General features: G+C 62.1%; 21 protein-coding genes. 8 read left to right on the forward strand and 13 right to left on the reverse strand.

Translation table 11 applies throughout. The features are described from left to right. Positions 1-5 precede the first annotated feature (5 nt). The 5 genes from phnK to phnG are packed head-to-tail and all read right to left on the reverse strand — an operon-like array spanning position 6 to position 3846. Positions 6-782 (reverse strand): phosphonate C-P lyase system protein PhnK, encoded by a 777-nt coding sequence (gene phnK, locus AC2444_RS22470; protein ID WP_003544413.1) that lies wholly within the window; start codon positions 780-782, stop codon positions 6-8. Continuing rightward, positions 779-1654: an alpha-D-ribose 1-methylphosphonate 5-phosphate C-P-lyase PhnJ gene (locus tag AC2444_RS22475; protein ID WP_012759691.1), complete on the reverse strand. Its 876-nt coding sequence runs from the start codon at positions 1652-1654 to the stop codon at positions 779-781. Before AC2444_RS22475 ends, phnK begins: the two co-directional genes overlap by 4 nt. Further along, positions 1651-2757 (reverse strand): carbon-phosphorus lyase complex subunit, encoded by a 1107-nt coding sequence (locus AC2444_RS22480; protein WP_012759692.1) that lies wholly within the window; start codon positions 2755-2757, stop codon positions 1651-1653. The genes AC2444_RS22475 and AC2444_RS22480 overlap by 4 nt, the downstream gene beginning before the upstream one ends. 4 nt (positions 2758-2761) lie before the next feature. Then, the gene (gene phnH / locus AC2444_RS22485) at positions 2762-3370 is read right to left on the reverse strand and encodes a phosphonate C-P lyase system protein PhnH (protein ID WP_012759693.1); all 609 of its coding nucleotides are present in this window, start codon (positions 3368-3370) and stop codon (positions 2762-2764) included. Next, entirely contained in the window at positions 3370-3846 is a 477-nt protein-coding gene (gene phnG / locus AC2444_RS22490) for a phosphonate C-P lyase system protein PhnG (protein ID WP_012759694.1), read from the reverse strand. Before phnG ends, phnH begins: the two co-directional genes overlap by 1 nt. Before the next feature lie 118 nt (positions 3847-3964). Here phnG and phnF point away from each other — a divergent pair, with 118 nt between their 5' ends. Beyond that, a complete protein-coding gene (gene phnF / locus AC2444_RS22495) occupies positions 3965-4702 on the forward strand; it encodes a phosphonate metabolism transcriptional regulator PhnF (protein WP_012759695.1) in 738 nt (245 codons plus the stop codon). A 39-nt stretch (positions 4703-4741) separates the two neighbouring features. Here phnF and AC2444_RS22500 read toward each other — a convergent pair whose 3' ends face one another. From AC2444_RS22500 to mepA, 6 genes are all read right to left on the reverse strand, one after another. Next, positions 4742-5377: a 2,3-bisphosphoglycerate-dependent phosphoglycerate mutase gene (locus AC2444_RS22500; protein ID WP_012759696.1), complete on the reverse strand. Its 636-nt coding sequence runs from the start codon at positions 5375-5377 to the stop codon at positions 4742-4744. Between the two features lie 21 nt (positions 5378-5398). Next, positions 5399-6223 (reverse strand): 4-hydroxy-tetrahydrodipicolinate reductase, encoded by an 825-nt coding sequence (gene dapB, locus AC2444_RS22505; RefSeq protein WP_012759697.1) that lies wholly within the window; start codon positions 6221-6223, stop codon positions 5399-5401. Positions 6224-6238: 15 nt separating this feature from the next. Further along, on the reverse strand, positions 6239-8026 hold the full coding sequence (locus tag AC2444_RS22510; RefSeq protein ID WP_012759698.1) for an ABC transporter ATP-binding protein: 1788 nt from the start codon (positions 8024-8026) through the stop codon (positions 6239-6241). 150 nt (positions 8027-8176) lie between these two features. Next, the gene (locus AC2444_RS22515; protein ID WP_012759699.1) at positions 8177-9202 is read right to left on the reverse strand and encodes a glucokinase; all 1026 of its coding nucleotides are present in this window, start codon (positions 9200-9202) and stop codon (positions 8177-8179) included. A gap of 17 nt (positions 9203-9219) precedes the next feature. Then, the gene (locus AC2444_RS22520) at positions 9220-9600 is read right to left on the reverse strand and encodes a methylglyoxal synthase (RefSeq protein WP_012759700.1); all 381 of its coding nucleotides are present in this window, start codon (positions 9598-9600) and stop codon (positions 9220-9222) included. Positions 9601-9726: 126 nt separating this feature from the next. Then, the gene (gene mepA / locus AC2444_RS22525; RefSeq protein ID WP_128449204.1) at positions 9727-10803 is read right to left on the reverse strand and encodes a penicillin-insensitive murein endopeptidase; all 1077 of its coding nucleotides are present in this window, start codon (positions 10801-10803) and stop codon (positions 9727-9729) included. Positions 10804-11068: 265 nt separating this feature from the next. Between mepA and AC2444_RS22530 the strand changes: the two genes are divergently transcribed. From AC2444_RS22530 to pncB, 7 genes are all read left to right on the forward strand, one after another. Beyond that, on the forward strand, positions 11069-12901 hold the full coding sequence (locus tag AC2444_RS22530; protein ID WP_128449202.1) for an extracellular solute-binding protein: 1833 nt from the start codon (positions 11069-11071) through the stop codon (positions 12899-12901). Between the two features lie 150 nt (positions 12902-13051). Further along, positions 13052-14140 carry a microcin C ABC transporter permease YejB gene (locus AC2444_RS22535; RefSeq protein ID WP_012759703.1) on the forward strand — a complete coding sequence of 363 codons (1089 nt, stop codon included), beginning with the start codon at positions 13052-13054 and terminating at the stop codon, positions 14138-14140. Further along, positions 14140-15288: an ABC transporter permease gene (locus AC2444_RS22540; RefSeq protein WP_012759704.1), complete on the forward strand. Its 1149-nt coding sequence runs from the start codon at positions 14140-14142 to the stop codon at positions 15286-15288. Before AC2444_RS22535 ends, AC2444_RS22540 begins: the two co-directional genes overlap by 1 nt. Beyond that, positions 15285-16922: an ABC transporter ATP-binding protein gene (locus AC2444_RS22545; protein ID WP_012759705.1), complete on the forward strand. Its 1638-nt coding sequence runs from the start codon at positions 15285-15287 to the stop codon at positions 16920-16922. The genes AC2444_RS22540 and AC2444_RS22545 overlap by 4 nt, the downstream gene beginning before the upstream one ends. 8 nt (positions 16923-16930) lie before the next feature. Further along, positions 16931-17890: a 2-hydroxyacid dehydrogenase gene (locus AC2444_RS22550; RefSeq protein WP_012759706.1), complete on the forward strand. Its 960-nt coding sequence runs from the start codon at positions 16931-16933 to the stop codon at positions 17888-17890. 87 nt (positions 17891-17977) lie between these two features. Then, entirely contained in the window at positions 17978-18325 is a 348-nt protein-coding gene (locus tag AC2444_RS22555; RefSeq protein WP_017995701.1) for a hypothetical protein, read from the forward strand. A 187-nt stretch (positions 18326-18512) separates the two neighbouring features. Then, positions 18513-19817: a nicotinate phosphoribosyltransferase gene (gene pncB / locus AC2444_RS22560; RefSeq protein WP_012759708.1), complete on the forward strand. Its 1305-nt coding sequence runs from the start codon at positions 18513-18515 to the stop codon at positions 19815-19817. Here the strand turns inward: pncB and AC2444_RS22565 are convergent. Beyond that, positions 19799-20038, reverse strand: a complete 240-nt coding sequence (locus tag AC2444_RS22565; RefSeq protein WP_012759709.1) for a CrpP-related protein — start codon at positions 20036-20038, stop codon at positions 19799-19801. The genes pncB and AC2444_RS22565 overlap by 19 nt on opposite strands. Positions 20039-20451: 413 nt before the next feature. Next, the gene (locus AC2444_RS22570; RefSeq protein ID WP_012759710.1) at positions 20452-20661 is read right to left on the reverse strand and encodes a KTSC domain-containing protein; all 210 of its coding nucleotides are present in this window, start codon (positions 20659-20661) and stop codon (positions 20452-20454) included. Positions 20662-20683: the final 22 nt, after the last annotated feature.

Raw genomic sequence — 20683 nt, forward strand, 5'->3', positions numbered from 1 at the left:
GGGCCTCAGACTTGCAGGATCGAGGAGACGAGCAGCTGCGTATAGGGTTCGCGCGGGTCGTCGAGCACGCGGTCGGTGAGCCCGTGTTCGATGACGTAGCCGTCCTTCATCACCATCATCCGGTGCGAAAGCAGGCGGGCGACGGCGAGATCGTGGGTGACGATGATGGCCGAGAGGCCGAGATCGTTGACGAGGCCGCGCACGAGATCGAGCAGGCGCGCCTGCACCGAGACGTCGAGGCCGCCGGTCGGCTCGTCCATGAAGACGAGGCGCGGGCCGGTGACGAGGTTGCGGGCGATCTGCAATCGCTGGCGCATGCCGCCGGAAAAGGCGCGCGGCTGGTCGTCGATGCGGTCGGCGTCGATCTCGACGCGTTCGAGCCAGTCGATCGCTGAAGCGCGGATCTTGCCGTAATGCCGGTCGCCGATCGCCATCAACCGTTCGCCGACATTGGCGCCGGCAGAAACGGTCATGCGCAGGCCGTCTGCCGGGTTCTGATGCACGAAGCCCCAGTCGGTGCGCATCAGGAAACGTCGCTCGGCCTCGTTCATGCGGTAGAGATCGCGGTAGCTGCCGTCGCGCATGTGATATTCGACGCTGCCGGTGCTCGGCAGCAGCCGGGTGGAGAGGCAGTTGAGCAGCGTCGTCTTACCGGAGCCGGACTCGCCGACGATGGCGAGCACTTCGCCGGGCCAGAGCTCGAAGGAGACGTCGCGGCAGCCGATGCGGTTGCCGTAGAATTTTGAAACGTCGTGAACTTTGAGAAGCGGGGTATCACTCATTCTGCAGCCTCCCGGGCCAGCATCTCGCCGGCATGTCCGTGCGCGCGGCGGTCTTCGCAATGATCGGTGTCGGAGCAGACGAACATCCGCCCGCCCTTGTCGTCGAGAACCACCTCGTCGAGATAGACTTCCTCCGCACCGCAAAGGGCGCAGGGTTTATCGAAACGCTGGATATCGAAGGGATAATCCTCGAAATCCAGGCTGACGACGTCGGTATAGGGCGGAACCGCATAGATGCGTTTCTCGCGCCCGGCGCCGAAGAGCTGCAGCGCATCCGACATATGCATCTTCGGATTGTCGAATTTCGGCGTCGGCGACGGGTCCATGACATAGCGGCCGTGGACCTTCACCGGATAGGCGTAAGTCCGTGAGATGCGGCCGTTATGGGCGATATCCTCGTACAGCTTCACATGCATGAGGCCGTATTCTTCGAGAGCGTGCATCTTGCGCGTCTCGGTTTCGCGCGGCTCGAGGAAGCGCAGCGGCTCGGGGATCGGCACCTGGTAGACGAGCACCTGCCCGACCCCGAGCTTTTCTTCGGGAATGCGGTGGCGCGTCTGGATGATCGTCGCATCCTTGGTATGCGTCGTCACCGCGACATTGGCGACCTTCTGGAAGAAGGCGCGGATGGAAACGGCGTTGGTCGTGTCGTCGGCGCCCTGGTCGATGACCTTCAGCACGTCATCGGGTCCGATGATCGAGGCCGTCACCTGCACGCCGCCGGTGCCCCAGCCATAGGGCATCGGCATTTCGCGCGAGGCGAAGGGCACCTGGTAACCCGGAATGGCGATCGCCTTCAGGATGGCGCGGCGGATCATCCGCTTGGTCTGTTCGTCGAGATAGGCGAAGTTGTAGCTGGCCAGATCGGTCATTCGGCGGCTTCCTTCATGTCTTCGCCACCGTTGCGGGCGGCTTCGAATTCGCGGCGCATACGGCGGACGAGATCGAGTTCGGCCTGGAAGTCCACATAATGCGGAAGCTTCAGGTGCTCGACGAAGCCCGTCGCCTGGACGTTGTCGGAGTGCGAGATAACGAATTCCTCATCCTGTGCCGGTGCGGTGATATCCTCGCCGAGCTCTTCGGCGCGAAGCGCCCGGTCGACCAGCGACATCGCCATCGCCTTGCGCTCGCTCTGGCCGAAGACCAGGCCGTAGCCGCGGGTGAATTGCGGCGGCGCCTTGGCCGAACCCTTGAACTGGTTGACCATCTGGCATTCGGTGATCTGGATCGTGCCGAGCGAGACGGCGAAACCGAGTTCCGGCACGTCGAATTCCACCTCGACGTCGCCGATGCGGATTTCACCGGTGAAGGGGTGGTTGCGGCCGTAGCCGCGCTGGGTGGAATAACCGAGCGCCAGCAGGAAGCCCTCGTCGCCGCGGGCAAGCGCCTGCAGGCGCAGATCGCGGGTCATCGGGAATTCCATCGGCTCGCGGGTCAAGTCGCCGATCTCGTGGTCTTCCGGCATGTCGCCGTCGGCCTCGATCAGGCCTTCCTCGCCGAGGATCTCGGAGACGCGCATGACGCGGCCGGTCTCGGCGGCGCGCTGAGCGGGCGTCTCGACCGCCTCGTCCGAAAGTAGCGAGGGATCGAGCAGGCGGTGGGTATAGTCGAAGGTAGGCCCAAGAAGCTGGCCGCCCGGCAGATCCTTGTAGGTCGCCGAGATGCGGCGTTCGATCGTCATATCAGCCGTGTCGAGCGGCTTCGAATAGCCGAAACGCGGCAGCGTCGTTCGGTAGGCGCGCAGCAGGAAGATCGCCTCGATCATGTCACCGCGCGATTGGCGGATGGCAAGGGCTGCGAGCGTGCGATCGAAAAGCGAGGCCTCGGCCATGACACGGTCGACGGCGAGCGCCAGCTGCGCCACGATCTGTTCGATGCCGATCGCCGGCAGCGAACGGTCGCCGCGGCGGCGGTCGGCGAGCAGGCGGTGGGCATTGGCGATGGCGGCCTCGCCACCCTTGACGGCAACATACATGAGCTCAGATCTCCGTTGCTGTGATCTTGGTGGTGCGCGGCAGGCAGAGGAAACGTCTGCCCGATGTCAGCACGATGTCGACGCCGCGCGGAAAGAGCGCACGGTTCTCAGTCCAGAGCCGCAGGAAAGTCTCCGGCAGGCCGATAGGCGTCATCTCCGCTACGCTCTGGATGCCCGGACCCATCAGCGCCAGCCTGCGGCCGCCCTCAAGTTCGGCGAGCTCGATGATGAGGGTCGTCGAGCGGTCGGGATATTCCTGCGTGCCGGATGCAAAGAGGCCGAAGGAGGAAAGTGCGGTGCCGGCCTCGGTGAAGGCAAAACGCGCCTCGGCCTTTTCGCTGGTCAACGGCGCGCCGGTGTGGAAGCCGAGCCACTCCGGCACGGCCGATTTCGCCAGTCCCTGGGAAAGCCAGACGGGTGTGTCGTGGTCGCAAAGCGTCAGCGCGATCGTGCCGGCGGCGATGCCGAGCGGTGCCGGCGGAGCGACATCGGGCTGAACAGTCTGGATCGTGCCGGGGCGGGCCATACCGTCCATCAGCATCTTGAAGACGCTTTGGGCATGGAAGACCGGCTCGGCAAAGCCGCCGGTCAAAGCTTCTGTCTTCAGGCCCATCAGTTGTCTCCCCGCACCATGGTGAAGAAATCGACGCGGGTTGCCGCCGTCTCGTCCGCCTTGCGGCGTTCGGCATCGGCGATCCGCTCAGTGATCGGCAAAAGCAGGGCCTGTTCGACGAAGTCCTTCGTCGCTTCCTCCTGCCAGAGCGCGTCGAAGATCGCCGCAAGCCTGGCCTTCTCGCGGTCGGTGCCGAGCGCCTGCGCATGGCCGACCGAACCGGAGTCGAGCCGGACCGTCGCCCGCGTCACCGTCACTTCGCCAAGATTGAAGGGAGCGCCGCCGCCGCCGATGCGTCCGCGCACCATCACCAGCCCGGTCTCCGGTCCGCGCACCTGATGAGCCACAGGCTTTTCCGGCAACGCATCGAAGACCGCCAAGAGTTCGCTGCGTTCCGCGCGCGCCAGCAGATCGGCGGCGCGTTTGCGCCCGGATGCCGTCTGTGACGCAGGGGCTTTGCTGTCCGCTGATATCATCGCCGCTTCCCTTAAAATGTCTATTGATATAGACAACCATACAAGATACATTTAGCTCTAAATCGATGTCGTGACAAGCGTGTGACATCGTGAGTGTAAATGGGTGGGCAGGGGCGGAATGGCGGGATTGAAGCAGGTGCAAAGGCAAACCGGCGTGGCGCTCTGGCGCCAGATCGCCGATCGGATTCGCGAGGCGATCAGCAGCGGCGCCTATGACGAAACGGGAATGGTGCCGCCGGAAACCATGCTGGCGCTGCAATTTGGCGTCAACCGGCATACCGTGCGCAGTGCGCTGGCGGCGCTGGCGCAGGAGGGTATCGTCCGCGCGGTACAAGGTCGCGGCACGCTGATCGAGCGCAAGGAGCGGCTGAATTTCCCGATCACGCGGCGCACGCGTTTCACCGCCGGCATCGGCGATCAGGCGCGTGAAATGCGCGGCCTTCTGCTCGATGAGGCAAAGGAGGAAGCGAGTGCCGAGATCGCCCGCTGGCTGGGCCTGAAGCAAGGAGATCAGGTGATCCGCCTGGAAACGCTGCGCCAGGCAGACAAGCGGCCGGTTTCAAGGGCGACGAGCTGGTTTCCCGCCGAACGCTTTGCCGGTATCGGTGCGGCTTACCGGACGGCGGAATCGATCACCAAGGCTTTCGCCGAACTCGGCCTGCCGGATTATGTCCGGGCGACGACCGAAGTGACGGCCGCCCATGCGAGTGCAGCCGATATGGCCGACCTCGAACTCACTCCCGGCGCGATCCTGCTGATCGCCAAGGCGATGAATACCGATCTTGAAGGTGTGCCGGTGCAATATTCGATCAGCCGCTTCGCGGCCGACCGGGTACAGTTCACCATCGAGAATTGAGCGCCTTTCCCCGCCGAAGCGGGGAAAGATCAGCTGAGATCAATGTGCGCCGGACATGTCGCCGAGCACTTCCTTGGAAGCGACGGTGGAATCCGCCTTCAGCGTGTAGACCATGGGCACGCCGGTGGCGAGATTGAGGGCGAGCACGCCTTCTTTGCTCAGCTTGTCGAGCACCATCACCAGCGAGCGCAGCGAATTGCCGTGTGCGGCAACCAGCACCTTTTCGCCTCTGAGGACGCGCGGCAGGATTTCGGTGAGGTAGTAGGGCCAGACGCGGGCGCCGGTGTCGCGCAGGCTTTCACCGCCGGGAGGCGGCACGTCATAGGAACGGCGCCAGATATGCACCTGTTCCTCGCCCCACTTGGCGCGTGCATCATCCTTGTTGAGGCCGGAGAGGTCGCCGTAGTCGCGCTCGTTCAGCGCCTGGTCTCGGATCGTCTGGAGATCGGGCTGGCCGACCTTGTCGAGGATGAGCTTCAGCGTGTGCTGCGCGCGCACCAGCACCGAGGTATAGGCGACGTCGAATTTAATCCCGTATTCGGCGAGCGCAGCCCCGCCTGCATTAGCTTCCTGGACGCCGAGCTCGGTCAGATCGGGATCCTTCCAGCCGGTGAAGAGATTCTTCAGGTTCCAGTCACTCTGGCCGTGGCGAACGAGGACGAGGGTACCGCTCATGAATATGCCTCCGTAGTATCGTTATGAGGAAGAAAGCCCGAGCACGTCGAGCATGGAATAGAGACCCGGCTTCTTGTCGCGTGCCCAAAGGGCCGCCTTGATGGCGCCACGCGCGAAGATAGAGCGGTCGGCCGCACTGTGCGATAGGGTGACGATTTCACCTTCGCCGGCAAAAAGCACGGAATGCTCGCCGATGACGGAGCCGCCGCGCAGCGTCGCAAAGCCGATCGTGCCCGCTTCACGGGCGCCGGTATGGCCGTCGCGCACCCGGACCGACTTCGCGGCCAGATCGATGCTGCGCCCCTTTGCCGCGGCCTCGCCGAACAGAAGGGCGGTGCCGGAAGGCGCATCCACCTTGTGCTTGTGGTGCATTTCCAGGATCTCGATATCCCAGTCATCAGGATCGAGCGCACGCGCTGCCTGCTCTGCGAGCACGCTGAGCAGATTGACCCCGAGGCTCATATTGCCCGACTTGACGATGCGGGCATGGCGGGCCGCTGCGGCGATCTTGGCATTGTCGTCGGGTAAACAGCCCGTCGTGCCAATGACATGGACGATGCGGGCCTGCGCGGCGAGGCCTGAGAATTCTACTGTTGCAGCGGGCGAGGTGAAGTCGAGCACGCCTTCGGCATCGAGAAAGGCATTGAGCGGATCGTCGCCGACGATGACACCGGTCGGGCCGAGACCGGCGATCTCGCCGGCATCCTTGCCGACGAAGGGCGAGCCGGCACGCTCGACCGCGGCATGCAGCGTCACGCCATCGATCGAATGGATGAGCCGGATCAGCGTCTGCCCCATGCGTCCTGCTGCGCCAACCACCACCAGTTTCATCGCAGCATCGCTCATGTCAGTCTCACCAATTCAGTTTGAATCGGAGGCCGAAGGCCTCTGCAGGTTGTTGAGGCGAGCGTAAAGACCGTCGCTGACCTTCGCAAGCGTCTCGTGATTGCCTTCCTCGACGACGCGGCCCTGCTGCATGACGACGATCTTGTCGGCCCGCACCACGGTCGAAAGCCGGTGGGCGATGACGACGACGGTGCGTCCGCTCATCGCTTCGTCGAGCGCCTTCTGCACGGCTGCTTCGGATTCGGTGTCGAGGGCCGAGGTCGCCTCGTCGAGAAGCAGGATCGGCGCATTGCGCACCAGGGCGCGTGCGATCGACAGCCGCTGGCGCTGGCCGCCCGAAAGCGTCACGCCGTTTTCGCCGACCGGTGTCTCGTAACCCTGCGGCTGTGCCGAGATGAAGTCATGCGCATAGGCAAGGCGTGCCGCCTCTTCCACCTCGGCATCGGTCGCTTCCGGCCGGCCATAGCGGATATTGTCGCGGATCGTGCCCTCGAAAAGATAGGGCTGTTGCGAGACATAGGCGAGCTGCTGGCGCAGCGACTTCTTGGTGATGTGGGCGATGTCCTGTCCGTCGATCAGGATTTCGCCCTCGCGCGGATCGTAGAAGCGCGGAATGAGGCTGATGACGGTGGATTTGCCGGCGCCGGAGGGACCGACAAGTGCGGTGGTCGCACCGCCCTCGGCGATGAAACTGACGCCGCTGAGCACGCTCTCATTGCCGTAGGCGAATGACACATTGCGGAATTCAATCCTTGCCTGCGTCACCGTCAGCGGCCGGGCATCCGGCAGGTCGCGCTGGCGCGGTTCCATGTCGAGCAATTCGTAGATCATCCGCGCATTGACGACGGCGCGCTCCATCTGCACCTGCAGGCGGGCAAGCCGGCGGGCCGGATCATAGGCAAGCAGCAGCGCCGTGACGAAGGAGAAGAAGGCGCCTGGCGGCACATTGTTATAGATCGAGCGGTAGGCGGCATAGGCAAGCACGCTGGCGACGGCAAAGCCCGCGAAACTTTCCGTCAGAGGAGAAGTGCGTTCGGAAAGCCGGGCAATCCGGTTCGCCCGGCTTTCGGCGCCCTTGATGAGTTTGTTGACCTTCCGTTCCAGCTCTTCTTCCATCGTGAAGGCTTTCACGATGGCGATACCCTGGATCGTCTCCTGCATGGCGCCGAGAACGTGGCTGTTCAGATGTACGGCCTCGCGGGTGGCCGAGCGCAGCCGCTTGGAAACATAACGCAGCGCATAGAGCAGCGGTGGGGCCATGATGAACACGGCAAGGCTGAGCAGCGGATCCTGGAGGATCATCACGGCGAGCAGCGAAACAAAGGTCAGCAGGTCGCGCACTGTCGAGGTGATCGTCAGGTTGAGCACGTCACGGATGCCGCTGACGTTTTGGCTCACCTGCGCGGCGATATGGGCAGAGCGCGCCTCGCTGAAGAAGCCGACCGAAAGCGTCATCAGATGCGCATAGAGCCGGCGCTGGTAGCGGGCGACGATATCGTTGCCGACCTTGGAAAGCGCCACCGCCTGACCGTAGCTCGCAAAACCGCGCAGCACGAAGGCTATGAAGATCGAAAGACAGATGATCCAGACGACGTCGGCGCGCCGATTGGCGAAGGCCTCGTCGATGATCGCCCGCATGATCCAGGCGGTGAACGCCGTCGAAAGCGCCACCACGATGAGGCAGGCGATCGCAAAGACATAGCCCCACAGATGGTCGCGGCCGTTTTCAGCGATGATGCGCTTCAGGATACCGGTTACGGTATCGCTGCTGACGCTCTGCGTTCTGCTTTCCGCCGCTTCCAAAAATGAGGTTTCCTGTCTCGGACCAAGCGCCCCGCGAAGGCGACGCGCACATTTGCCGGGGTCTATAAAGAGTTGGGACCGGTTTGGCTAGAGCGCCGCGCGCCCGCATAGGGCACGCCAAGGACGCTCTATTTGCTTTGCGTGCCGGGCCTAGCGCCGCCAGCGGCGGCCTTCGGTCGAGACGCCGAAATTTGCCGGCATCCGCGCATAGGAGGAAAGCCCGGCAAGCGCTGCCAGCGGATGCGTCACCACATAGGTCGGGATGGTGCGAAGCAGCGCCGTATGCGGCGCCTTGTCCTCGAAGGCGATGCGGAATTCCGGCTTCTTCAGCGCCGGGATGATCTTCTGCGAGATGCCGCCGGACAGATAGACGCCGCCGCGCGCCATGAACACCATCGCCATGTCGCCCGCCACGCGGCCGAGATAGGTGGCAAACAGCGAGACGGTCTCTACGGCTGCCTTGTCGCTGCCGGCAAGCGCATGCGAGGTGATGTCGGCGGGATCTTTCATCGTCGGCTGGATGCCGTCGACAACGCAGATGGCATGGTAGAGGTTGACGAGGCCGCGCCCGCAGAGGATCTGCTCGGCCGAAACGCGGCCTTCGATCGTCTCGATATGCGGGAAGATTTCATAATCGCGCTTGCTGCGCGGCCCGAGATCGACATGGCCGCCTTCGCCGGGAACCGGGATCCAGCTGTGCTGGGCATGCACAAGCCCGCCGACGCCGAGGCCGGTGCCTGGTCCGAGCACGACGCGGGAGGCGATCATGTCGCCGGTGGCGTCGCCGATGCGTTCGCGGTTTTCATCCGAAAGCGCGGCGATTGCCAGCGCCTGCGCCTCGAAATCGTTGACGACGAGCACATCCTCCATGCCGAGGCCCTCGATCATCGTCTTCGGCCGCACCACCCAGTCGCAATTGGTCAGCGGGATCTCGTCGTCGTTGATCGGGCCGGCGACGGCGAGGATCGCCGAGCGCGGCTGCACGGCGGTCTTGTCGAGCACGCCTTGCTGGATCGCTTCGTCGATCGTGGCGAAATCCGCCGTGCGCACGTTCGGAAACTGCTTCGGCTCGGCATAGGCATCGGTCAGGATGGAGAAGCGGGCATTCGTGCCGCCGATATCGCCGATCAGGATCGGGAAAGGCTGCGGAGCGATGCTGTTGTTCGGTTTTGGCATGGCCGGTTCCGTGCTGATCAGGCTTCGAGTGTGGGAAGAAGTTTTATAGCGGTCGCGTGGTTGAGCGCCATCGGAATATCGTAGACGATCGCCAGACGCATCAGCGCCTTCACGTCGACATCGTGCGGCATCGGCGTCAAGGGGTCGACGAAGAAGATCAGGGCGTCGACCTCGCCGGTCGAAATCAAGGCGCCGATCTGCTGGTCGCCGCCGAGCGGCCCGCTTTTCAGCCTCGTGACGTGGAGATCGGGGGCGGCGTCGAGCACGCGCCCGCCGGTGGTGCCGGTGGCGACGATCTTCCAATGGGAGAGAACGTCCCGGTTGGCGCGGGCGAAATCCGCCATGTCGTCTTTCTTCTGGTCATGCGCAATCAATGCAAGGCATTTGCCGCCGGCCATCAACCCCTCCGCCCGAGAAATTCAATCGATTTGACCGCTTTATACCAAGAATTTGCGATTTGAAAGACAGCGTATACCGGGCCTCGGTCCCAGGGGTCGGCCCCAGAGTTTGGTCCCAAGGTTTGGTCATTGTATCGCCGGCTTGTCGTTCGGAACCGGACCGACATCGGGCAAAGCCCCGTCGTCGGCGGCGGCAGGCGCTGCGGCCGGCGCGGCGGTGAGTGCGCTGGCGGCGGAAGGTCCGCCATAGGTGGCGGCCTGCATCGAGGCGACGGAAGTAGCATCGAGCACGGCGGCGCAGGCCTTGGGCAGGTCGGAGACCATCATCTCGCGCGGCGGCTTCGGCGGCTTGGCGCCGGGCTTCGGCGGTTTCGGCGGTGCCCAGGGCGCCGGCGTGAACCACCAGGCGAGTGACTTGTCGCAGCCGTCGCCGGCAACGACCGGGGCCTGCGGCGTGCATCCCTTGGCTCCTGGCGGGCACTTGATGCGAATGTGGAAATGCGAGTCATGGCCGTATTCCGGCCGTAGCTTGCCGAGATTGGTGCGGTCGCCGGTCCACGTATCACACATCTTCTTCTTGATCGCCGGATTGACGAAAATGCGCTCCACCTCGGGATAGCTTGCCGCCAGCATCAGCAGCCGCGCGTGCGATTGCGTCCACACCTTGGGGTCGACGGTCAGGAACTTGCCCTTCTGCAGCATGGTGGTGAAGGGCAGATCCTGGCGCTCCTCGGCCGTCATGCGGCGCGTGGGCATCGGCGTAAACCAAATGTCGGCATCAAGACCGATCTGGTGCGAGGCATGGCCGTTCAGCATCGGCCCGCCACGCGGCTGCGCAATGTCGCCAACGAGAATGCCCGGCCAGCCGGCATATTTGACCCCGTCCTGCGAAAGACGTTCGAGCATCGCGATCATCGCCGGATTGCCCCAGCGGCGATTGCGCGAAAGTCGCATCGCCTGCCAGGTCGGTCCATCGGTCGGCAGCGCCGCCGCACCCGTCATGCAGCCCTTTGCGTAAAAACCGATCGGCTGTGCCGGTCCCTGCGTCGGCAGGCCGACGGCGCCGAATTGCCCCTTGGCGCTGCCCGGGCTCGGCGTCTTCTGCTGGGCGCCGACCTCGCCGGCGGCAAGGCTTGCGCCGATTGCGCCGGCAAGCGTCAGTTTGCCGAATGTCCTGAAAGCCTGAGCGAAGCCGAAAGCCATACTGTTCCCTTGAACCGCTGCCGAAGTGATTTGCAATCGAATCTATCGTGAAAAGCAATTTTGGTGAATCGATGTTTTGGCTGGCGATGCGGGCAAGCGGCGGTGACGGATCGCCGCAGCGGCTCAGGCGGCTCGAAGACGCCACGCCTTGACCCAGGCCCGATGGCTCAAAATTTCGCGCGCCCGGCAAAAACCAAACTCTCTCCTGTTTTTCGCCGGTATTTTTCGTATTGTCGAACCCATCAATAATCAGGGGAAAGCGTGAATGGCGGCTCTGTGGTCGAAGATCGGTTTGTTTCTATCGCTTGCGGGTGCTCTGGCGCCAATGTCGGCAACGGGTCAGGACCAGCCCTTTCAGATCGGAAGCTCGGTCATCAGCGAGATGAAGTACAAGCCGGGCTTTGCGCATTTCGACTACGTCAATCCCGATGCACCGAAAGGCGGAGATCTGCGCCTCTCCGCAAGCGGCGCCTTCGACACCTTCAACCCGCTGCTCGCCAAAGGCCAGGCGGCAGTGGGCCTGACGCTCGTTTACGACACGTTGATGAAGCCCGCCGACGACGAGCTGCTCGTCTCCTACGGTCTGCTTGCCGAGGGATTGTCTTTTCCCGCTGACGTCTCAAGCGCGACCTTCCGCCTGCGCAAGGAAGCGAAATGGGCGGATGGTCAGCCGGTCACGCCGGAAGACGTCATCTTCAGTCTGGACAAGACCAAGGAATTAAATCCCCTCGCCTCGAACTATTACCACCACGTTGTCAAAGCGGAAAAGACCGGCGAGCGTGACGTCACCTTCACCTTCGATGAGAAGAACAACCGCGAACTGCCGAATATTCTCGGCCAGTTGATGGTCGTGCCGAAGCATTGGTGGGAAGCGCCCGGACCGGATGGCAAGCCGCGCGACATTTCTAAAACGACGCTGGAGCCCGTGATGGGTTCGGGGCCGTACAAGATCGCTTCCTTCTCGCCTGGCGCAACGATCCGTTATGAATTGCGTGACGACTATTGGGGCAAGGACCTCAATGTGAATGTCGGCCAGAACAATTTCCGCAACGTCAACTACACCTATTTCGGTGATCGGGATGTCGAGTTCGAGGCCTTTCGCGCTGGCAACAGCGACTACTGGCAGGAAACCACGGCTGCCCGCTGGGCGACGGGATATGATTTTCCCGCGGTGAAGGAAGGGCGTGTCAAAAAAGAGGAGGTTGCAAACCCCCTGCGCGCCACCGGCATCATGCAAGCTCTCGTGCCCAACATGCGACGTGACCTCTTCAAGGACATCAGGGTCCGCGAGGCGCTGAACTACGGTCTGGATTTTGAGGAACTGAACCGCACCGTTGCCTTTAATAGTTACAAACGCATCGACAGCTATTTCTGGAATACCGAACTCGCCTCCTCCGGCCTGCCGCAGGGTAAAGAACTGGAAATTCTGCAGGGCATGAAGGATAAGGTTCCGCCCGAAGTCTTCACCACGCCCTATACCAATCCCGTCGGCGGCAATCCGCAAAAGAGCCGCGACAACCTCCGCAAGGCGATTGCGCTTTTCAAAGAAGCCGGCTGGGAGCTCAAGGGCAATCGCATGGTCAATACCAAGACTGGCCAGCCGATGAGTTTCGAGATCCTGTTGTCGAGCCCCATGCTGGAGCGCTGGGCGGTGCCCTATGCCAACAATCTCAGGAAAATCGGCATCGATGCGCGGATCCGGACAGTCGATGCGTCGCAATCTGTCAATCGTGAACGCAGCTTCGACTACGATATGATCTGGAATGTCTGGGCGGAGACCATGAATCCGGGCAACGAACAAGCCGACTATTGGGGATCCGGTTCGGTCAATCAGCAGGGTTCCCGCAATTATGCCGGCATTGCCAACCAAGCCGTTGATGAGCTCATTCGCATGATTATCTTCGCGCCGAACCGCGGCGAGCAGATCGCAGCAATCAAGGCCATGGATCGGGTCTTGCTTGCAAATCACTACGTCATCCCGCTGTTCTACCGCGATACCTATAACATCGCCTATTGGAACACGGTCACGCATCCGGCCGAGTTTCCGGCCTACAGCCTTGGCTTCCCCGATGCCTGGTGGTCGACCTCGGCAAAATGAGCGGGCTTGCAATGCAGGGGCCCTCGGCTCCAAATGGCACGAGCGAATCACGACAAGCCGGCAGGGCCGGCAAGGGAAGGCTGACGGATTGAGCGGCATGAGACTCGACGGCAGGCAGACAGGAAAAACATTGCCGGAGGCTGAAGGCTGATGGGCGCCTATATCCTTCGCCGCCTGCTTCTGATGATCCCGACCATCGTCGGCATCATGGCGATTTCCTTCATCGTCATCCAGTTCGCGCCCGGCGGCCCCGTCGAGCAGGTGATCGCCCAATTGACCGGTCAGGCCGACAGTGCCGACCAGCGCCTGTCTGGCGGTGGCGATCTTCTCAGCGGCGGCGGCAGCGATGAAGGCTCGAAATATCGCGGTGCCCAGGGGCTTGACCCGGAACTGATCGCCAAGCTCGAAAAGCAGTTCGGCTTCGACAAGCCGCCGCTGACCCGTTTTGGCGAGATGATGTGGAATTACATCCGCTTCGATTTCGGCGAGAGTTTCTTCCGCAACACCTCCGTGCTCGAACTCGTTAAAGAAAAGCTGCCGGTGTCGATCTCGCTCGGCATCTGGATCCTGATCTTCTCCTATGCCATTTCCATCCCGCTCGGCATCCGCAAGGCGGTCAAGGACGGATCGACCTTCGACGTCTGGACGTCAGGCGTCATCGTCGTCGGCTATGCCGTCCCGAGCTTCCTGTTCGGCATTCTCCTGATCGTGCTCTTCGCCGGTGGCTCCTTCTACGACTGGTTTCCGTTGCGTGGCCTGGTCTCCGACAATTTCGACCAGCTGGCCTGGTGGCAGAAGCCGCTCGATTATTTCTGGCACCTCACTCTGCCGCTGATTTCGCTTTCCCTGTCCGCCTTTGCGACGACGACGCTTTTGACCAAGAATTCCTTCATCGAGGAGATCAAGAAGCAATATGTCGTCACCGCCCGCGCCAAGGGCCTGAACCAGCGGCAGGTGCTCTATGGCCATGTCTTCCGTAACGCCATGCTGATCATCATTGCCGGTTTTCCCGGCGCCTTCATTTCCGCTTTCTTCACCGGCTCGCTGCTGATCGAAAACATCTTCTCGCTCGATGGCCTCGGCCGTCTCGGCTATCTCTCGGTCATCAACCGGGATTATCCGATCGTCTTCGCCACGCTCTACATCTTCTCGCTGCTCGGCCTCGTTGTCAGCCTGGTTTCCGACCTGATCTACACCTGGATCGATCCGCGCATCGATTTCGAGCGGAGGGATGTCTGATGGACGCCGCCGCAAATCCCGCTGTCACGACGCCCGTCAAGCCGCCGCGCAAAGGCCTGCTCTCGCCGACCAACATTCGCCGCTGGCAGAATTTCCGCGCGAACGGCCGCGGTTACTGGGCGCTGTGGCTGTTCATGGTCTTGTTTATCCTCAGCCTGTTTGCCGAGTTCCTCGCCAACGACCGGCCGATCATCGCTTCCTACAAGGGCGAGATCCTGTTCCCTGTCCTCGTCGATTATCCCGAGGAGAAGTTCGGCGGCTTCCTGGCCGAAACCGACTACCGTTCCTCGGTCATAACGGACGAGATCAATGCCAATGGCTGGATGATCTGGCCGCCGATCCGCTATTCCTACCGCTCGGTCAATTCCAACATTCCGCATTCGGCCCCCACCGCTCCCTTCTGGCTGATGACGAAGGAGGAGCGTTGCGCCGGTTATCCGCAAGGGGTGAACGATCCGGATTGCACCCTCGGCAATCTCAACTGGCTCGGCACTGACGACCAGGCGCGAGACGTGCTGGCGCGCGTCATCTACGGCTTTCGCATATCGGTGCTCTTCGGCCTGGTGCTGACCATCTGCTCGGCGGTCATCGGCGTGACGGCCGGTGCGGTGCAAGGCTATTTCGGCGGCTGGACAGATCTGCTGTTGCAGCGCTTCATCGAGATCTGGTCGTCGATGCCGGTGCTCTACATCCTGCTGATCATCGCCGCACTCCTGCCGCCCGGCTTCTTCGTGCTGCTCGGCATCATGCTGCTGTTCTCCTGGGTCGGTTTCGTCGGCATCGTGCGCGCCGAATTCCTGCGCGCCCGCAATTTCGAATATGTCCGCGCCGCCCGCGCGCTCGGCGTCAACAATCGCACCATCATGTGGCGGCACCTGCTGCCGAACGCCATGGTCGCGACGCTGACCTTCCTGCCCTTCATCCTCTCCGGCTCGATCACGACGCTGACCTCGCTCGATTTCCTCGGCTTCGGCATGCCGCCGGGCTCCCCCTCGCTCGGCGAGATGATCGCTCAGGGCAAGACCAATCTGCAGGCGCCGTGGCTCGGGCTGACGGCCTTCTTTGCCATGTCGATCATGCTTTCCCTGCTGATCTTCATCGGCGAAGCCGTGCGCGATGCCTTCGATCCGAGGAAGACGTTTCAATGAGTGACATGACAGAACCGCTGCTTTCCGTCCGCGATCTCTCGGTTGCCTTTCATCAGGGCGGCGAGACCTCGCTCGCCGTCGATCACATCTCCTTCGATATCGCCAAAGGCGAGGTCGTGGCGCTCGTCGGCGAATCCGGCTCCGGCAAGTCGGTCTCGGCCAACTCGATCCTGCGACTTTTGCCTTATCCCTCGGCAAGCCATCCCTCCGGCGAAATCCTCTTCAAGGGTAAGGACCTCTTGAAGGCGTCGGAGCGGGAACTGCGTGAAGTGCGCGGCAACGACATCACCATGATCTTCCAGGAGCCGATGACCTCGCTCAATCCGCTTCATACGATCGAGAAGCAGATCGCCGAGATCCTCGCCCTGCATCAGGGCCTTACCGGCCAGCCGGCGCGTGAGCGCGTGCTGGAATTGCTGAACCAGGTCGGCATCCGCGAGCCGGAGAGGCGGTTGAAGGCCTATCCGCATGAACTGTCAGGCGGCCAGCGCCAGCGCGTCATGATCGCCATGGCGCTCGCCAACCGGCCGGAATTGCTGATCGCCGACGAGCCGACCACCGCCCTCGACGTCACCGTGCAGGCGCAGATCCTCGAATTGCTCCGGCAGTTAAAAGCCGTCCACGGCATGTCGATGCTGTTCATCACTCATGATCTCGGCATCGTCCGCAAATTCGCTGATCGCGTCTGCGTCATGACCAAGGGCAGGATCGTCGAAACCGGCACCGTCGAGGACGTCTTCGCCAATCCGAAGCATGAATATACCCGGCATCTCCTTGCCTCCGAACCGCGCGGCGAGCCGCCGCTCGCCGATCCGTCGAAACCGATGGTGATGGAAGGTTCGGATATCCGTGTCTGGTTCCCGATCAAGGCTGGGCTGATGCGCCGTGTCGTCGATCACGTCAAGGCGGTCGACGGCATCGATCTTTCGCTGCGCGCCGGCCAGACGCTCGGCGTCGTCGGCGAATCCGGCTCGGGCAAGACCACGCTCGGCCTGGCGCTCACCCGGCTGATTTCCTCGCAAGGGCGGATCGCCTTCGTCGGCAAGGACATAGCTGGCTATTCATTCAATGAGATGCGGCCGTTGCGCAACCAGCTGCAGGTCGTCTTCCAGGATCCCTACGGATCGCTGAGCCCGCGCATGTCCGTCGGCGATATCGTCGCCGAAGGGCTGAAGGTGCATGAGCGGTCGCTGACCGCAGAAGAACGCGACCAGCGCGTCTGCTGGGCGCTGGAGGAGGTGGGTCTCGATCCGCTGACCCGCTGGCGTTATCCGCACGAATTCTCGGGCGGCCAGCGCCAGCGCATCGCCATCGCCCGGGCCATGGTGCTGAAGCCGCGCTTCGTCATGCTCGACGAGCCGACCTCTGCGCTCGACATGAGCGTGCAGGCGCAGGTGGTCGATTTGCTGCGCGATCTGCAGAAGAAGCACGATCTCGCCTATCTCTTCATCAGCCACGACCTGAAAGTGGTGAAGGCGCTCGCCAACGACGTCATCGTCATGCGTTTCGGCAAGGTGGTGGAGCAGGGACCGTCCTCGGAAATCTTCCGCGCGCCGAAGGATGATTACACCAGGGCGCTGATGGCCGCCGCTTTCAACATCGAGGCGGTGCCGACGCCCGCCGTGCAGCAGTAAAGAAGATCATGCCCGCAAGCCCTCCCGTTCTCGTCGATATCAAGTTCAATCACGAAGGCGTCGCCCGCGTGCTGAAGACGGCGTTTGCCGACCGCGGCAGCATCAATCTCGCCGATCCGGCCAATCAGGCACGCGATCTCCGCGCGGTCGAATACGCGCTTCTGTGGAAACCGGATGCCGACCTTTTCGCGCGGGCGCCGAACCTGAAAGTGATCTTCTCAGGCGGCGCCGGCGTCGACCACATCATCGGCATGGCCGGCCTGCCCGAGATCCCAATCGTCCGCTTTGTCGACCGCAGCCTGACGACGCGCATGAGTGAATGGGTGGTCATGCAATGCCTGATGCATCTGCGCGGGCAATACGCCCATGACAGCCACCAGCGGCAACGTGAATGGGCCAAGCTGATCGCGCCGGAGGCGGCTGAGGTGACGGTCGGCGTCATGGGTCTCGGCATTCTCGGGCAGGACGCGGTCGCCAAGCTGAGAGTGATTGGTTTTAACGTCATCGGCTGGTCGCGCAGCCGCAAACAGATCGACGGCGTCGAAACCTTCGACGCCAGCGAATTGGACAGCTTTCTCGCAAGCACCGACATCCTCGTCGGCCTGCTGCCGTTGACGCCTGAAACATCAGGTTTCTATGACGCCGGGCTGTTTGCGAAGCTGCGCCGCAACGGTGCGCTCGGGCAACCGGTCTTCATCAATGCCGGCCGCGGTAAGAGCCAGGTCGAGGCCGATATCGTTTCCGCCATCCGTAACGGTATCCTCGGCGGCGCTTCGCTCGATGTCTTCGAGGCGGAGCCGCTTGCATCAGACAACCCATTGTGGGACTTGCAGAACGTCTTCCTCACGCCGCACGACGCGGCAGTCTCCGAAGAAAACGCGCTGTTCCGTCATGTCGAGACGCAGATCGCCCGTTTCGAGCGTGGCGAGCCGCTGCAATTCATGGTCGACCGCGCCGCCGGCTATTGAGCTTTCGGAACCTTCCAGACAGCCACCCGTTTCCTTTGCGGAAATTCTTGCGGCCGGCGAGGCCGGTTAAGACAGCGGAAGGAGACGATGATGGCGCATCAGACGGAAACACGCTGGGAAAAGTCCGACGGCAAGCTTCACAAGGAAGAGCTGATCCCGCCCGTGAAGGCAAGGCAGGGACGCACGGGCTATCGCATCCTGACGGTGCTAATCGTCGCGCTGGTGCTTGCTTTCGTGGTGTGGATACCGGTCGAGATTTGGGGTAAGCGCGAGGCGAACGAGGTGGCGCCGCAGCAGCCAGGCCAGCAGCTTCAGTCGCAGCAGCCCGCTCCGGCCCCCGCGCCGGCGCTACAGAACGGCACTGCCGTTCCAACCGAAACGCCGAACACCACGCCGGCCGCTCCGAATGTGGCGCCCGCAGCTCCGGCCCAATAATCGTCGCCAAAACTATATTCACGCCCCGCCGCCATACTGCGGCGGGGCGTTTATTGTTTTGTCTGGACTTTGTCCGTCGATTTTTCGATAAGAAGGCGCACGAGCCGGTTTCGTGCGCCGGCCCGGAACTTGGTAATACCCGGGAATTTGGCAGCACCTGACCGGAGTGGACAGGGGCAGGAATTTCATGGCCAGGACCGATATCGCAAGACGCGTCTACAATCACGCCTGGAAACTCGATCCGATCATCCGCAGCTTGATCGATACCGATTTCTACAAGCTCCTGATGCTGCAGATGATCTGGAAGCTTTATCCTGATGTGAACGCATCCTTCACCCTGATTAACCGCACCAAACGGGTGCGTCTCGCCGATGAGCTCGATGAAGGCGAATTGCGCGAGCAGCTCGATCATGCCCGCACGCTGAGGCTCTCCAAGAAGGAGATGATCTGGCTTGCGGGTAACAGTTTCTACGGCCGCGCCCAGATCTTCGAACCGGAATTCCTCGCCTGGCTTTCCAATTTCCAGCTGCCCGAATACGAGCTGTCGAAGAAGGACGGGCAATATGTGCTGGATTTCCACGGATCGTGGAAGGAAACCACCATGTGGGAAATCCCGGCGCTTGCCATCGTCAACGAGCTGCGGTCGCGCTCGGCGATGAAGGCGCTCGGTCCCTTCACCCTCGATGTGCTCTATGCCCGCGCCAAGGCGAAGATGTGGTCGAAGGTCGAACGGCTGAAGGAATTGCCGGGCCTGCGCATCTCCGATTTCGGCACCCGCCGCCGCCACAGTTTCCTCTGGCAGCGCTGGTGCGTCGAGGCACTGAAGGAAGGCATCGGCCCGGCCTTTGCCGGTACAAGCAATGTATTGCTGGCGATGGATTCCGATCTCGAGGCCGTCGGCACCAATGCCCACGAGCTGCCGATGGTGGCCGCCGCCCTTGCCGAAACCGATGAGCAGTTGCGCAACGCGCCCTACAAGATCCTGCGTGACTGGAACAAGCTCTATGGCGGCAACCTTCTGATCGTCCTGCCGGATGCCTTCGGCACCGCCGCCTTCCTGCGCGATGCGCCGGAATGGGTCGCGGACTGGACCGGCTTCCGCCCGGACAGCGCCCCGCCGATCGAAGGCGGCGAGAAGATTATCGACTGGTGGAAGAAGATGGGCCGCGATCCGCGCCAGAAGCTGCTGATCTTCTCCGACGGCCTCGATGTCGACGCCATCATCGATACCTACCGGCATTTCGAAGGCCGCGTGCGCATGAGCTTCGGCTGGGGCACGAACCTGACGAACGATTTTTCCGGCTGCGCGCCGATCGAGATCTCCGGCCTCAACCCAATCTCCGTCGTCTGCAAGGTCAGCGACGCCAACGGCCGTCCGGCGGTGAAGCTCTCCGACAACCCGCAGAAGGCGACCGGCGACCCGGCCGAGGTCGAACGCTACCTGAAATTCTTCGGCGCCGAGGACAGGATTGATCAGACGGTTCTGGTGTAGGTCTGGGCCAATGTGCCGCTATCCCGGGGCATATTGATGTGCCCCGCCATCGCATCCTCGATCGACCAACCGAAGCGCCAGGCGTCGAACATCGAGTACCATTCCTGAAAATCAGTGATCGGCAGGATATCCGGCTTCGACATCGGATTGTCGGCCAGGCTGCGGCCACGCGCACGATCCCGTGCGCCACGCTCCTGCATCTCAAGCAGATTCTCGAACATCATTACCCCCGTCTTTATCCCGATTTATGCAATCATGCTAATAAAGCATTGTCGAGTCCGGATGCGGCAATTCGGGTTGTTCACAGGATTAGCCCCAATTCGCTAGTTGAGGGGATGATGAGGTCGCAGCCGTTCCGGGGCATTTCATCAGACAAGCAGAGCATGGCGGCGTCCGAGAGCCGTCCATGCCTTTCACCATCACGGTCCACTAGCACCCGTGACGGGGAGGCTCGACTTCCTGGCTGGGGTCCGCCGCCGAGCCTCCCGGCTGGTCGACCTTAAACAGGCCGGCAGCGCCGACAAGTTGCCGCTTTCCGGCAGAGGCGATCCAACCCAGATGATATCGAGGGCTAACAGCCGGTTAATATCCACCGGCCATGTCCCGATTTCGCACAAGCTATCCTTCGGGTTTTTCAGGCTGCCAATCTGCGAAACCGGGTTCTGATCCGGTCGAGATAATAATGGCCGGGAGACGGCGCCACCGTCATCGCATGCACTTCCGAGGAGGGAACACCTGCAAATAGACGTTCCTCGCCATTCTTGAAACAAATCCTGAGCCGTCCGTCTTCCTGGCTGAAATAGACGGATTTGATGATCTTCGACTTTACCGAAAGTTCTTCCACCTGTTTTACCTCTGTTTTTGAT

Source organism: Rhizobium sp. WSM1328 (assembly GCF_057653715.1).

Excerpts from the sequence above, each read along its gene's own strand:
- phnK (WP_003544413.1), bottom strand. The coding sequence starts at position 782 with ATGAGTGATACCCCGCTTCTCAAAGTTCACGACGTTTCAAAATTCTAC.
- AC2444_RS22475 (WP_012759691.1), bottom strand. The coding sequence starts at position 1,654 with ATGACCGATCTGGCCAGCTACAACTTCGCCTATCTCGACGAACAGACC.
- AC2444_RS22480 (WP_012759692.1), bottom strand. The coding sequence starts at position 2,757 with ATGTATGTTGCCGTCAAGGGTGGCGAGGCCGCCATCGCCAATGCCCAC.
- phnH (WP_012759693.1), bottom strand. The coding sequence starts at position 3,370 with ATGGGCCTGAAGACAGAAGCTTTGACCGGCGGCTTTGCCGAGCCGGTC.
- phnG (WP_012759694.1), bottom strand. The coding sequence starts at position 3,846 with ATGATATCAGCGGACAGCAAAGCCCCTGCGTCACAGACGGCATCCGGG.
- phnF (WP_012759695.1), top strand. The coding sequence starts at position 3,965 with ATGGCGGGATTGAAGCAGGTGCAAAGGCAAACCGGCGTGGCGCTCTGG.
- AC2444_RS22500 (WP_012759696.1), bottom strand. The coding sequence starts at position 5,377 with ATGAGCGGTACCCTCGTCCTCGTTCGCCACGGCCAGAGTGACTGGAAC.
- dapB (WP_012759697.1), bottom strand. The coding sequence starts at position 6,223 with ATGAGCGATGCTGCGATGAAACTGGTGGTGGTTGGCGCAGCAGGACGC.
- AC2444_RS22515 (WP_012759699.1), bottom strand. The coding sequence starts at position 9,202 with ATGCCAAAACCGAACAACAGCATCGCTCCGCAGCCTTTCCCGATCCTG.
- AC2444_RS22520 (WP_012759700.1), bottom strand. The coding sequence starts at position 9,600 with ATGGCCGGCGGCAAATGCCTTGCATTGATTGCGCATGACCAGAAGAAA.
- mepA (WP_128449204.1), bottom strand. The coding sequence starts at position 10,803 with ATGGCTTTCGGCTTCGCTCAGGCTTTCAGGACATTCGGCAAACTGACG.
- AC2444_RS22530 (WP_128449202.1), top strand. The coding sequence starts at position 11,069 with ATGGCGGCTCTGTGGTCGAAGATCGGTTTGTTTCTATCGCTTGCGGGT.
- AC2444_RS22535 (WP_012759703.1), top strand. The coding sequence starts at position 13,052 with ATGGGCGCCTATATCCTTCGCCGCCTGCTTCTGATGATCCCGACCATC.
- AC2444_RS22540 (WP_012759704.1), top strand. The coding sequence starts at position 14,140 with ATGGACGCCGCCGCAAATCCCGCTGTCACGACGCCCGTCAAGCCGCCG.
- AC2444_RS22545 (WP_012759705.1), top strand. The coding sequence starts at position 15,285 with ATGAGTGACATGACAGAACCGCTGCTTTCCGTCCGCGATCTCTCGGTT.
- AC2444_RS22550 (WP_012759706.1), top strand. The coding sequence starts at position 16,931 with ATGCCCGCAAGCCCTCCCGTTCTCGTCGATATCAAGTTCAATCACGAA.
- AC2444_RS22555 (WP_017995701.1), top strand. The coding sequence starts at position 17,978 with ATGATGGCGCATCAGACGGAAACACGCTGGGAAAAGTCCGACGGCAAG.
- pncB (WP_012759708.1), top strand. The coding sequence starts at position 18,513 with ATGGCCAGGACCGATATCGCAAGACGCGTCTACAATCACGCCTGGAAA.
- AC2444_RS22565 (WP_012759709.1), bottom strand. The coding sequence starts at position 20,038 with ATGTTCGAGAATCTGCTTGAGATGCAGGAGCGTGGCGCACGGGATCGT.